Here is an 11,917-nt window from a genome sequence, read left to right as displayed (position 1 = left end):
CCCCGTCAGCCGGTGAGCCTGCCTCGACGGGCGCGACCGCCGGCGACGGTGGGGCGTCGGGGCCGGAGCTGGCCCGGGCGGTGCTGGACGCGGCGAAGGCCCGCCGGCAGGCGGCGGCGAGGCCGCGCCGGAGCGCGGTGGGCGGCGACGGCGGTGGTGGTACCGAGCGCCGGTTGCGCGGCTACTCCGGTCCCGGGCCGGACCCGCGCGACCCGCAACCACTCGGCGCGGTGCTGAACCGGCTGGTGAAGGCGCGCGGCTGGCAGCAGCCGGCGGCCGAGGCGACGGTCTTCGGCGCCTGGGAGCGGGTGGTCGGGCCGGAGGTGGCCCAGCACAGCCGCCCGGTGAAGCTGGAGAACGGCGAGCTGACCGTGGAGGCCCGCTCCACCGCGTGGGCGACCCAGCTGCGGCTGCTCGCCGGCTCCCTGATCAAGCAGATCGCCAGCGAGGTCGGCCACAACGTGGTGCGCAAGCTGCACATCCACGGCCCGGCCGCGCCGTCCTGGTCCCGGGGGCCCCGCCGGGTCCGCGGCCGCGGCCCCCGCGACACCTACGGCTGATCCACTCGCCCGCGGCATGTCGCGGCTTCCCGGCAACGGGACACCGCGACATGCGGCAAGTCCCGGCCGCCGCGATCGCGCGGTCAGGCGTCGGCGTAGACCGCGAAGCCGCGGTCGGCGCAGCGGCGGTAGAAGGCGGCGAGCACGCTCAGCTCGGCGCAGGTGAAGTTCCACTGCGGCGGATCGCCGTTCTCGTCGCGCAACCCGTCCAGGCGGGTGTCGAGCCAGCGCAGCTGCTGCTCGGCGAGGCGACCGTCGGCCATCAGCGAGCGGAGCACCTCGCTGACCGACTCGAAGGTCACCGCCTCGCCGAACGGCCGGTGCTGGGCGACGAACCTCTCCAGCCCGCCGGCGATCCACGAGCACCCGTCGGGGTCGATCACGGGATCCTCGTCCTCGGCGGCGTTCTCAGTGGCGTAGAGCACATTTTCCAGTCCGAGGATCAGGTCGACCAGCTCGGTGTACGCGGTCGCCCGTACCGTGCCGGTCTTGGCGATCAGCTCGGCGAGCGCCGCGGTCGGGGCGGAGATCCCGGACATGTCCACGATCTCGCCGAAGTCGACGAACTCGGCCGGCGCGACCGGGTCGTAGAAGCGGCCGGTCCGCGGCCAGTGCACCGCGACATTGTCCAGCCCCATCTGGCGTCACCTCTTACAACACGTTGTCGGACCGATCGGGTCGATCGTCCCGGTTCCGGCCGGGAAAGATCAAGACCGCAGCGGCGGGCGCCGCAAAGGTACGGCACCGCCGGTCCGGCCGCGACCCCTGGGCGGTTACGCCCCGGTACCGATCCGGTGGCCGGTCGCGCCCTCGATCAGGGCCTTGCGTGTAGGGGGAGTCGCGGACAGCACGGTTCGGGCCGCTACGGAGGTCTCAGCCGCCCCGCAGGGGTGCCGAGTGGCGGTTTAGTCGTGTGCGCACAGTAAGATTGACGGAGAGACGAAGACCCGACCCGGAGCGACCGGACACGGGCCCCGAGGGCCCTTGACCATTGTCCCGGATCGGGTTGAGCCGATCGCGATCCGCGGGCAACCGCGGCGACCGGCGTACGCGATCCGTGACCTGGAGAATCCGGGGCCGGTCCGTGCGCGCCGACGTCGCGTCCTGTCCGCCGAACCCGCGCCTCCGCGCCCTGGCGCGGCCGGCGCGAGAAAGTGGCCGAGGGTGGCAGCGCAGGACAAGCAGGAGTACGGCGCCGAGTCGATCACCGTTCTCGAGGGGCTGGAGGCCGTCCGGAAGCGGCCCGGTATGTACATCGGGTCGACCGGCGAACGCGGCCTGCACCACCTCGTGTGGGAGGTCGTCGACAACGCGGTGGACGAGGCGCTGGCCGGTCACTGCGACACCATCGACGTGGTGCTGCTGAAAGACGGCGGGGTCGAGGTCACCGACAACGGCCGGGGTTTCCCGGTCGACCTGCACCCCAAGCTGAAGAAGCCGGGTGTCGAGGTCGCGCTGACCGTGCTGCACGCGGGCGGCAAGTTCGACGGCAAGGCGTACGCGGTCTCCGGCGGTCTGCACGGCGTCGGCGTCTCTGTGGTGAACGCCCTCTCCACCAGGATGGCGGTGGAGATCCACAAGTCCGGTTTCGTGTGGCGGCAGCAGTACACCAACTCCAAGCCGTCGCCGCTCGAGAAGGGCGAGACCACCGACCGCACCGGCTCCACGGTGGCGTTCTGGCCGGACCCGGACGTCTTCGAGACCGTCGACTTCGATTTCCAGACCATCTACCGGCGCATCCAGGAGTACGCCTTCCTCAACCGCGGCCTCACCATCCACCTGGTCGACGAGCGGGTGCCGGAGGAGGAGGACGGCCGGCAGCGCGAGGTCACCTTCTGCTACCAGGGCGGCATCGCCGACTTCGTCCGGCACCTCAACGCCTCGAAGAACCCGATCCACAAGACGGTGGTCGAGTTCGGCTCCGAGGAGGAGGGCATGTCGGTCGAGATCGCCATGCAGTGGAACGAGTCGTACGGCGAGTCGGTCTACACCTTCGCCAACACGATCAACACGCACGAGGGCGGCACCCACGAGGAGGGCTTCCGGTCCGCGCTGACCAGCGTCGTCAACCGGTACGGCACTGACAAGAAGCTGCTCAAGGGCGACGAGAAGCTCTCCGGCGAGGACATCCGCGAGGGCCTGGCCGCGATCATCTCGGTGAAGCTGACCAACCCGCAGTTCGAGGGCCAGACCAAGACCAAGCTCGGCAACACCCCGGTGAAGAGCTTCGTGCAGCGGGTCTGCAACGACAGGCTGGTGGACTGGTTCGACCGGAACCCGGCCGAGGCAAAGATGATCATCACCAAGGCGTCCCAGGCGGCCCGGGCCCGGATCGCCGCGCAGCAGGCGCGCAAGCTGGCCCGGCGCAAGTCCCTGCTGGAGTCCGGCTCGATGCCGGGCAAGCTGGCCGACTGCCAGTCCACCGACCCGCGCGAGTCCGAGGTCTTCATCGTCGAGGGCGACTCGGCCGGCGGCTCGGCCAAGCAGGGTCGGGACCCGCGGACCCAGGCGATCCTGCCGATCCGCGGCAAGATCCTCAACGTGGAGAAGGCCCGGATCGACCGGGTGCTGAAGAACAACGAGGTCCAGGCGCTGATCACCGCGCTGGGCACCGGCATCCACGACGACTTCGACATCGAGAAGCTGCGGTACCACAAGATCGTGCTGATGGCCGACGCGGACGTCGACGGCCAGCACATCCAGACGCTGCTGCTCACCCTGCTGTTCCGCTTCATGCGGCCGCTGGTCGAGCTGGGCCACGTCTACCTGGCCGCCCCGCCGCTCTACAAGATCAAGTGGAACAAGAAGGGCGACGACGCCCAGTACGCGTACTCGGACCGGGAGCGGGACGGGCTGATCGCGCTGCGCCAGCAGAAGAAGCCCAACGCCAGGCCGGACGACATCCAGCGGTTCAAGGGCCTCGGCGAGATGAACTATCCGGAGCTGTGGGAGACCACGATGAACCCGGCCACCCGTACGCTTCGTCAGGTGACGCTCGACGACGCCGCAACCGCCGACGAGCTGTTCAGCGTGCTGATGGGTGAGGACGTCGAGGCGCGCCGTTCGTTCATCCAGCGCAACGCCAAGGACGTGCGGTTCCTCGACATCTGAGGACCTCGCCGGGCCGGCCGGAGATCCACCGGCCGGCCCGGCGGTCCACAGGGTTATCCACAACTTGGCCGGTTTCCACAGCCGTTATCCACAGCACGAAAACGACTCTGAGTCTGATAAGGGTTAACAGTGACCGATACTCCCGAGTCCACCCCGAGCGAGCCGGAGATCCCGGAGACAGCCGCCGCCGTCGTGGCGCACGACCGGATCGAGCCGGTCGGCCTCGAGGTCGAGATGCAGCGTTCGTACCTCGACTACGCGATGAGCGTCATCGTCGGGCGGGCCCTGCCGGACGTCCGGGACGGGCTCAAGCCGGTCCACCGCAAGATCCTCTACGCCATGTTCGACTCCGGCTACCGGCCGGACCGCGGCTACGTGAAGTGCTCTCGCGTCGTCGGTGACGTGATGGGTCAGTTCCACCCGCACGGCGACTCGGCGATCTACGACGCGCTGGTCCGGATGGCCCAGCCCTGGTCGCTGCGCTACCCGCTGGTCGACGGCAACGGCAACTTCGGCTCGCCGGGCAACGACCCGGCCGCCGCCATGCGGTACACCGAGTGCAAGCTCGACCCGCTGGCCATGGAGATGCTGCGGGACATCGACGAGGACACCGTCGACCTGCAGGACAACTACGACGGCCGGGCCAAGGAGCCCACCATCCTGCCGTCGCGGATCCCCAACCTGCTGGTGAACGGCTCCGAGGGCATCGCGGTCGGCATGGCCACCAAGATCCCGCCGCACAACCTGCGCGAGATCGGCGCCGCCGTGCAGTGGTGTCTGGACAACCCGGAGGCGGACGAGGCGACCACCCTCGAGGCGCTGCTGGAGATCGTCAAGGGCCCGGACTTTCCGACCCACGGCCTGATCGTCGGTCAGGCCGCGATCCAGGACGCGTACCGGACCGGGCGGGGCTCGATCCGGATGCGCGCCGTGGTGGAGGTCGAGGAGGACAAGCGGGGCCGCCCCTGCCTGGTGGTCAGCGAGCTGCCGTACCAGGTCAACCCGGACAACCTGGCCGAGCGGATCGCCGAGCTGATCAAGGAGGGCAAGCTCGCCGGTATCGCCGACATCCGGGACGAGTCCTCCGGGCGTACCGGCATGCGGATCGTGCTCGTGCTCAAGCGCGACGCGGTCGCCAAGGTGGTGCTGAACAACCTCTACAAGCACACCCAGCTCCAGGAGACCTTCGGCGCCAACATGCTGGCCCTGGTCGACGGGGTGCCGCGCACGCTCAACCTGGCCCAGTTCCTCCGCTACTACGTCGAGCACCAGATCGACGTCATCCGCCGGCGGACGGCGTTCCGGCTGCGCAAGGCGGAGGAGCGGGCGCACATCCTGCGCGGTCTGTCGAAGGCCCTCGACGCCCTGGACGAGGTGATCGCCCTGATCCGGCGTTCGCCCACGGTCGAGGACGCCCGGCAGGGCCTGATCCGGCTGCTGGAGATCGACGAGATCCAGGCGACCGCGATCCTGGACATGCAGCTGCGCCGCCTGGCCGCCCTGGAGCGGCAGCGGATCCTCGACGACCTGGCCAAGCTCGAGCTGGAGATCGCCGACCTCAAGGACATCCTCGCCAAGCCGGAGCGGCAGCGGAGGATCGTCTCCGAGGAGCTGGGCGAGATCGTCGCGAAGTGGGGCGACGAGCGGCGCACGAAGATCGTGCCGTTCGACGGCGAGGTCTCGATGGAGGACCTGATCGCCCGCGAGGACGTGGTCGTCACGATCACCCGCACCGGGTACGCCAAGCGCACCAAGGCCGACCTCTACCGCTCGCAGCGGCGCGGCGGCAAGGGTGTCAGCGGCGCGACGCTGCGGCAGGACGACATCGTCAGCCATTTCTTCGTATGCTCCACCCACGACTGGATCCTGTTCTTCACGAACAAGGGTCGGGTCTACCGGGCCAAGGCGTACGAGCTTCCCGAAGCCAGTAGGGTGGCCAAGGGCCAGCACGTGGCCAACCTGCTCGCGTTCCAAGCCGACGAGCAGATCGCCCAGATCATCGAAATCCCGAACTACCAGGTGGCGCCCTACCTGGTACTCGCCACGAAGAACGGCCTGGTGAAGAAGACGCGGCTCGAGGAGTTCGACTCCCCCCGGTCCGGCGGAATCATCGCGATCAACCTTCGCGACGAGGACGAGCTGGTCGGGGCGGCGCTGGTCGCCCCGGAGGAGGACCTGCTGCTGGTCTCCAAGAACGCGCAGGCGATCCGGTTCAACGCCAGCGACGAGGCGCTGCGGCCGATGGGCCGGGCCACCTCGGGCGTGATCGGCATGCGGTTCAGCGAGGACGATGTCCTGCTGGCCATGGAGGTCGTCCGCGAGGGCCTGGACGTGCTGGTCGCGACGAACGGGGGATACGCGAAACGCACCCCGATCGAGGAATACCCGGTCCAGGGCCGGGGAGGTAAAGGTGTGCTGACTGCGAAGATCACCGAGCGACGCGGTGGTCTGGTCGGTGCGGTGGTGATCGACCCGGACGACGAGCTCTTCGCGATCACCAGCAACGGTGGTGTCATCCGGACTCCGGTGAAGCCTGTACGCCGTACGCGTGACCGGAACACAATGGGGGTCAAGCTGATGGACCTCCCGGACGGCGTGACTATCGTGGCGATTGCTCGCAATGCCGACGAGCCTGACGAACAGGACTAGTTGAATGACGGAGACACAGGCGAAGTCGGGGAACACGGGGACCTCGGCCAACCCGGTCGACGAGGAGGCCGCAAAGGGCGGCACACCAGCGACCGGCCGCGCGGCCGTGGGCCGGGCCACCGTCCCCGCCGACGAGCCTGCCCCGAAGTTCACCCGGGCCCCCGGCATGACGCCACCGCCGGAGAAGCCCTCCGAGGACTCGGCGGCGAGCGACAAGACCGAGAAGGCCAAGGTCGACGCGCCGACCTCTGCCGACGGTCTGGCCGCCCGGCCGGCTCCCGCGCCGAAGCCCGCCGCGCCGAAGCCCGCCGCGACACAGCCGATCGCGGCGGGCGCCGCCCGGCCGTCGACCGGTGCCACCGGCACCCAGCCGCGGGTCGGATCCGGTGTCGGCACCGCCACCAAGCCGTCGCCGGACGCGCCCGCCCGGGCCCGCCGAACCGCCCGGCCAACGGCGGCGGCCTGCCGCCGGGCATCAGCGGCGCCGCGGCCGTCGGCGCCGCCCGCGTGGGTGAGGCGGTACGCGCAGCGCGTACGTCGGTCAGCTCGGCCGCGTCCCGCGGACCGCGCCGGGCCCGGCTGAACCTCAAGCGGATCGACCCGTGGTCCGTGATGAAGTTCGCGTTCGCCGTCTCGGTGGTGCTCTTCATCGTGGTGGTCGTCGCCACCTCGGTGCTCTACCTGGCGCTGGACGCCATGGGCGTGTTCAAGAGCGTCAACGACAGCCTGACCGACCTGGTCAGCGCCGGCGGCGGGCAGAGCACCAACGGCTTCCGGATCACCGCCAAGGGCGTGATCATGAGTTCCGCGCTGATCGGCCTGGTCAACGTCGTGCTCTTCACCGCGCTCGCCACGCTCGGCGCGTTCGTCTACAACGTCTGCGCCGACCTGGTCGGCGGGATCGAGCTGACGCTCGCCGAGCGGGACTGAACCAGCCGGGACGCCGGGGCGCGCCGCGTAAAGCGGTCGCCCCGGCGTCGCGCATCCGGGTAGGTTCGAGCTGGTACGAGTGAGAGCCCCGCCACGGGCACCCCGATTTGGGGCCGGCCGCGGCGATGGGTTAACCTTGCTCGTCGCTACGCGGGGCTATAGCTCAGTCGGTTAGAGCGCAGAGCTGATAACTCTGAGGTCGCTGGTTCGATTCCAGCTAGCCCCACCGCACCGTCCGACGGTTGTCGAGCGCGAGGGGTCGCCCCATGTTCAAGAAGCTTCTGATCCTGGTCGGCATCGTCGGCGTGGCCGCCGTCGTGGCCAAGAAGGTCAAGGCCTCGAACGACGAGCGTGCCCTGTGGCACGAGGCGACCACCGCGCCCGACCTGCGCTGAGCCTCCGCTCTCCGACTGCCAGCACCAGGCGGCTCCGCCCGCCCTCGGGGCCCTAGCTCAACTGGCAGAGCACTGCCTTTGCAAGGCAGGGGTTAGGGGTTCAAGTCCCCTGGGCTCCACCACACCATCCGCCCTGTCACGGGCTTCCCAAGCCGTGCCCGATCCGTGCCCGATGCAGCGGTCAACATCGGCCAGTAGCAGGCCGAGGGCGCCAAGTTCTGCGCCGAGCTCCGTCTGGCCGCACGTCCCGTATGCCCGAAGTGTCATCTCGTCGAGGGCTCGCCCCTCGGGTTGAGGAGGCCGTTTCACCGTGAGGGGCGCGGGTAGACGGTGGCCTCGTTGGAGAGGAGGCTTCGAGGTGAACTATGCCGAATTCGTAGAGGCCGTGGCAAGGCGTGCCGGGGTGCCGTCGGAGAAGGCCGAAGCAGTCAGCCGCGCGACATTGGAAACGTTGACCGACCGGGTCACCGCCGGTCAGGCGAGCAACATCGCCGGGCAGCTTCCGAGAGAGCTACGGCAGCATCTGCACAAGACCACCACCGCTATCGGGTCGCAGAACGCCGAGCCGTTCGAGCTGGACCAGTTTGTCGAGCGGGTGGCGAGGCGCGCCGGGGTCGATGTGGCGATGGCCGACGCAGGTATGCGGGCCGTGCTCAGCACCATCGGTGAGGCCGTTAGCAAGGACGAGTTGGAGGACCTGGTTTCGCAGCTCCCGAAGGAGTTCTGGAAGATCATTCAGGCCGGCGCGGGGGTTGAGGTCAGGCCGCGCGGCGCATAGCGGAGGGATCGCCGGCTCCGAGCAGCAGCAGCGGGTCGACGCACAGCAACAAGCCGGACCGTTTGGAACCCCAGACCGTCCGGCGGAGGAGCCCCACCCCGGTACCGAGCGGTCAGCGACCGCCTCGCCGGCAATCCCCAGGCTCAGGTTCACGTGGCGAAGGCGTGCCGTAGGTCGTGCAGGTGCAGCCAGTCCAGCCCAGCCGCCGCGCGGAGCTGCTCGAAGCCCCGGTTGACGTTCCGCGGTTCCATTGCGGTGCCGATGGTGCTGGCGAAGATCAAGCCCAGATCCGACCAGACCTTTCCGGCGGCGAGCCGTACCTTGGCCTTGCCGCACGCGCTGTGCCTCCAACGCCCGGACGGCCAGAGCCGACAGCGGCAGCGGACGGGTCGATCGGTGCGTCTTCGGTGGCACGAATTCCAAGCCGAGATCCGTTCGCTGGGGCGTCTGCCGAACGAACAGCCTGGCGCGGAACACCCTTCGGGGCCAGTTCTGCGCCAGGCCCGCGACGATCCACCGCCGGACCCGGACGAGCTCGACGACGGCGCGAGCCGGGGCAGCTACTCGGCTTCCTTCGCCGCCTGCGCGGTGGCCCAGCCGATCCGGGGCAGCCGGACGGACAGCCGCGCACCGAGTCGGTAGATGTCGTGGTCGGTCCCGTACGAGGCGACCAGCCGGATCGGCAGGTCGGCCCAGTGCGGGAACTGCCCGGCGAGCAGTCGGCGTACCAGGTCGGCGTCGGTCTCGACCTCGTCGGCGTGCATCTTCACCGCACTCATCGCGGCCATCCTCGGCCCACCGCCCCGGGACCGGCAACCAGGTTCCTCACCGGATCATTCGTTGCTGCGCCGCCAGGTCACCGTCATCAGCAGGATCACCAGGCCGACCGGCAGGGCGGCCACCAGCAGGCCCAGGTACCGCTCCAGCCAGAGACGGGCGCCGAGCCGGGCGTCCGGCGCCCTGGTCACCGCGTACTGCTGGCCGGGAGAGTCGGGGTCGAGCCGGCAGGAGAACGCGTACCTGCCGGGGGCCGGCGCGTCGACGCTGGCCAGCCAGGTCCACCGGGTGTCGTCGGTCGCGACCTCGGTCCACTCCACGACCCGACCCGGCTCGGTCGACGGCACCGCCCGCCCGTCGGGACCGGTCGTCCGGCAACGGTCGCGGTCCGGTGCCGTGGTGGGCCGGGTGGCCCAGACGGCGTACCGGCCGGACCGGTCGAGGTCGACGATGAACTGGTCGTACCGGGGGCCGGTGACATGCAGCGGGAGCGGCGCCGGTGCGGCCCGCGGCGAGATCGCCCGCCGCACCGTGGGCACGGTGGCCGCCAGGCCGAGGCAGCCGACCAACGCGAGCACTCCCGCCGACGCGTACCAGAAGCGGCGCATCGTCAGCCGGATCGCGGGGCGAAGGGGTGCCGGCGCGGCTCGCGGCCCGCCCGGTACCGGTGCGCCCGAGCCCCGTCAGCACCGGCGATGCGGAGCGGCTTGCGCATGGGGCGAAGGATAGATCGACGATCGCGTCTCTGCCGACCCGTCGTACGGCCGGGTGAGCGGCAGGCTAGCGTCGGTCCGTGACCACCGGATCCCCGCGCGTCCTGCCGGCCGACAGCGGCATCGCCGAAGCCGCCGCCGTCCTCCGTGCCGGAGGGCTGGTCGCCTTCCCCACCGAGACGGTCTACGGGCTGGGCGCGAACGCCCTGGACGGTCGGGCGGCGGCGCGGATCTTCGAGGCGAAGGCGCGGCCCAGCTTCGACCCGCTGATCACCCACCTGGCCGACGCGGCCGACCTGCCGGCACTGGTCGGCGCGGTGCCGGCGGGGGTCGCCACGCTGGCCGAGCGTTTCTGGCCCGGTCCGCTCACCCTGATCGTGGACCGGCCGGCGGCGATCCCGTCGATCGTCACCTCGGGGCTGGACACCATGGCGGTCCGGGTGCCCGACGAGCCGTCGGCCCGGGCGCTGATCGCCGCCGCCGGTGTGCCGGTGGCCGCGCCGAGCGCGAACCGGTTCGGGCAGCTCAGCCCCACCCGGGCCGAGCACGTGGTGGCCGGACTGGGTGACGCGGTGGACGTGGTGCTCGACGGCGGGCCGACCCGGTGCGGCATCGAGTCGACCATCGTGGACGCCCGGGGCGTGCAGCCGGTGGTGCTGCGGCTGGGCGCTCTGCCGGTGGAGGCGCTGGTGGAGGCGGCCGGGCCGGTCATCGTACGCCCGGGCAGTTCCGGCCAGCCGGTCGCGCCGGGGACCCTCGCGGCGCACTACGCCCCGCGTACCCCGTTGACGCTGGGGGCGGCGGAGCCGGCGCCGGGCGACGGCAACCGGCTCGGTTTCCTCGCCTTCCGGGAGCGACCGGCGGACGGCTGGGCGGCGGTGGAGGTGCTCTCCCCGGAGGGTGACCTGACCGTGGCGGCCGCGCGGCTCTTCGACGCCCTGCACCGGTTGGACGCGGCCGGGGTGACCGAGATCGTCGCCGAGCCGGTCCCGGACGTCGGAGTCGGCCGGGCGATCAACGACCGGCTGCGGCGGGCGGCCGCCACCTGGCACTGAGACGGGGTCACAGCTCCAGCTCGCCGACCACCTGGTCGCCGCTCGTCTCGCCGGTCAGCCGGAAGCCGAGCCGCCGGTAGAAGCGCTCGGGACCGTGGTCGCCCGGCACCCAGGTGGTGAACAGGCGGCTGCCGCCCCGGCGGCGGACCTCCGCGGCCAGCGCATCCACGGCGAAGCGGCCGTACCCCCGGCCCTGCTGGCCAGCGGCGATGTTCAGCCGCCACAGCCCGGAACGGACGTCGGTCGGGTCGTCGTCGCGCCACCGGATGTCGAAGAAGGCCATCAGGAAGCCGACCCGGCTGTCCCCGTCGACGATCAGCCGGGGCCAGGCGACGTCGGGCTGCACGTACGCCTCGGCGAGCGACCGGGCGACCGGTGCGACCAGCCCCTCCTGGTCGGGTCGGACCGCGATCGCGCAGGCGGCCAGGACGTTGTCCGTGGTGATCTTCTCGAGGCGTGGCGACGACACGGGCGCACCCTAGTCGTCCACGGGCGATCAGTTCGACCGGGTTGCCCGGGCCGACCCGCGGCTACGGCAGCTCGGCGGCGATCCGGTCGACGTTCGCGCTGAGCGTGTCGTACCCGCCTGCGGTCAGCTTGCCGCCCCGCAGCAGCTCGGACAGCTTGTCGCGCAGCTTCCTGATCTGCTCCTCCGCCCGGTCCGGGTCGTCCTCGGCGATCTCCTTGGCGATCGCGTCCACCTTGGCGTGCAGGTCCTTGGCCGCGTCCGGGTTCAACTGGCCGGTCTCCACCTGCTGTCGGATCGACAGGCGCATGGCGACGATGGGGTCCGCGGGCGGGGCCGGGCTCGGCGTCCGCGAGGTGGCCCGCGGACTGGGCGTCCGGCTGGCCGGGATAAGGGTCGCGGCGGCGAGCGACGGCGTGGTCGGCGCGACGGTGACGGGCACGGCCGGCCTGCTCGGCTGTGCGGCGGTGGTGGCGGAGGCGG

The 11,917-nt window shown here is 70.9% G+C and carries 11 protein-coding genes, 2 tRNA genes and 1 pseudogene; 9 read left to right on the top strand and 5 right to left on the bottom strand.

Annotated elements, in window-relative coordinates:
- A partial coding sequence (locus JNW87_RS25910) for a DUF721 domain-containing protein (RefSeq protein WP_238454580.1) occupies positions 1-560 on the top strand: 560 nt, incomplete at its 5' end.
- Positions 561-643: 83 nt separating this feature from the next.
- Here the strand turns inward: JNW87_RS25910 and JNW87_RS25905 are convergent.
- Positions 644-1,198 carry a hypothetical protein gene (locus JNW87_RS25905; protein ID WP_109803755.1) on the bottom strand — a complete coding sequence of 185 codons (555 nt, stop codon included), beginning with the start codon at positions 1,196-1,198 and terminating at the stop codon, positions 644-646.
- Positions 1,199-1,724: 526 nt separating this feature from the next.
- Between JNW87_RS25905 and gyrB the strand changes: the two genes are divergently transcribed.
- From gyrB to JNW87_RS25870, 7 genes and pseudogenes are all read left to right on the top strand, one after another.
- Positions 1,725-3,671, top strand: a complete 1,947-nt coding sequence (gene gyrB / locus JNW87_RS25900; protein WP_238454579.1) for a DNA topoisomerase (ATP-hydrolyzing) subunit B — start codon at positions 1,725-1,727, stop codon at positions 3,669-3,671.
- Positions 3,672-3,800: 129 nt separating this feature from the next.
- Positions 3,801-6,320 (top strand): DNA gyrase subunit A, encoded by a 2,520-nt coding sequence (gene gyrA / locus JNW87_RS25895; RefSeq protein ID WP_238454578.1) that lies wholly within the window; start codon positions 3,801-3,803, stop codon positions 6,318-6,320.
- 4 nt (positions 6,321-6,324) lie between these two features.
- Positions 6,325-7,250: pseudogene (locus tag JNW87_RS25890) on the top strand (DUF3566 domain-containing protein).
- A gap of 152 nt (positions 7,251-7,402) precedes the next feature.
- Positions 7,403-7,476 (top strand) — tRNA-Ile (locus JNW87_RS25885).
- Positions 7,477-7,516: 40 nt separating this feature from the next.
- A complete protein-coding gene (locus JNW87_RS25880) occupies positions 7,517-7,645 on the top strand; it encodes a DLW-39 family protein (protein ID WP_236648192.1) in 129 nt (42 codons plus the stop codon).
- Between the two features lie 46 nt (positions 7,646-7,691).
- Positions 7,692-7,767: transfer RNA gene (locus JNW87_RS25875), tRNA-Ala, on the top strand.
- 236 nt (positions 7,768-8,003) lie between these two features.
- Positions 8,004-8,423, top strand: coding sequence for a DUF2267 domain-containing protein (locus tag JNW87_RS25870; protein WP_161557939.1), 420 nt, complete (start codon positions 8,004-8,006; stop codon positions 8,421-8,423).
- Between the two features lie 560 nt (positions 8,424-8,983).
- Here JNW87_RS25870 and JNW87_RS25865 read toward each other — a convergent pair.
- Both JNW87_RS25865 and JNW87_RS25860 read right to left on the bottom strand, forming a co-directional pair.
- Positions 8,984-9,202: a hypothetical protein gene (locus JNW87_RS25865; protein WP_238454577.1), complete on the bottom strand. Its 219-nt coding sequence runs from the start codon at positions 9,200-9,202 to the stop codon at positions 8,984-8,986.
- A gap of 54 nt (positions 9,203-9,256) precedes the next feature.
- The gene (locus tag JNW87_RS25860) at positions 9,257-9,808 is read right to left on the bottom strand and encodes a hypothetical protein (RefSeq protein ID WP_238454576.1); all 552 of its coding nucleotides are present in this window, start codon (positions 9,806-9,808) and stop codon (positions 9,257-9,259) included.
- A 209-nt stretch (positions 9,809-10,017) separates the two neighbouring features.
- On the opposite strand from JNW87_RS25860, the gene JNW87_RS25855 reads away from it, so the two are divergent.
- Positions 10,018-10,968: an L-threonylcarbamoyladenylate synthase gene (locus JNW87_RS25855; protein ID WP_109803756.1), complete on the top strand. Its 951-nt coding sequence runs from the start codon at positions 10,018-10,020 to the stop codon at positions 10,966-10,968.
- A gap of 7 nt (positions 10,969-10,975) precedes the next feature.
- Here the strand turns inward: JNW87_RS25855 and JNW87_RS25850 are convergent, their stop codons facing one another.
- Both JNW87_RS25850 and JNW87_RS25845 read right to left on the bottom strand, forming a co-directional pair.
- Positions 10,976-11,437 (bottom strand): N-acetyltransferase, encoded by a 462-nt coding sequence (locus JNW87_RS25850; RefSeq protein WP_238454575.1) that lies wholly within the window; start codon positions 11,435-11,437, stop codon positions 10,976-10,978.
- 61 nt (positions 11,438-11,498) lie between these two features.
- Positions 11,499-11,744, bottom strand: a complete 246-nt coding sequence (locus JNW87_RS25845; RefSeq protein WP_238454574.1) for a hypothetical protein — start codon at positions 11,742-11,744, stop codon at positions 11,499-11,501.
- Between the last annotated feature and the right edge of the window lie 173 nt (positions 11,745-11,917).

Origin of the sequence: Micromonospora sp. ATA51 (genome assembly GCF_016802855.1) — a bacterium.
In the GTDB taxonomy this organism is placed as follows: domain Bacteria; phylum Actinomycetota; class Actinomycetes; order Mycobacteriales; family Micromonosporaceae; genus Micromonospora; species Micromonospora sicca.
The sequence above is the reverse complement of the archived record's forward strand: the minus strand, read 5'-3'. Positions and strand labels throughout refer to the sequence as shown.

Bases quoted from the DNA above. Each gene is read 5' to 3' on its own strand.
- JNW87_RS25905 (WP_109803755.1), bottom strand. From the start codon at position 1,198: ATGGGGCTGGACAATGTCGCGGTGCACTGGCCGCGGACCGGCCGCTTC.
- JNW87_RS25880 (WP_236648192.1), top strand. From the start codon at position 7,517: ATGTTCAAGAAGCTTCTGATCCTGGTCGGCATCGTCGGCGTGGCCGCC.
- JNW87_RS25865 (WP_238454577.1), bottom strand. From the start codon at position 9,202: ATGAGTGCGGTGAAGATGCACGCCGACGAGGTCGAGACCGACGCCGAC.
- JNW87_RS25860 (WP_238454576.1), bottom strand. From the start codon at position 9,808: ATGCGCCGCTTCTGGTACGCGTCGGCGGGAGTGCTCGCGTTGGTCGGC.
- JNW87_RS25845 (WP_238454574.1), bottom strand. From the start codon at position 11,744: ATGCGCCTGTCGATCCGACAGCAGGTGGAGACCGGCCAGTTGAACCCG.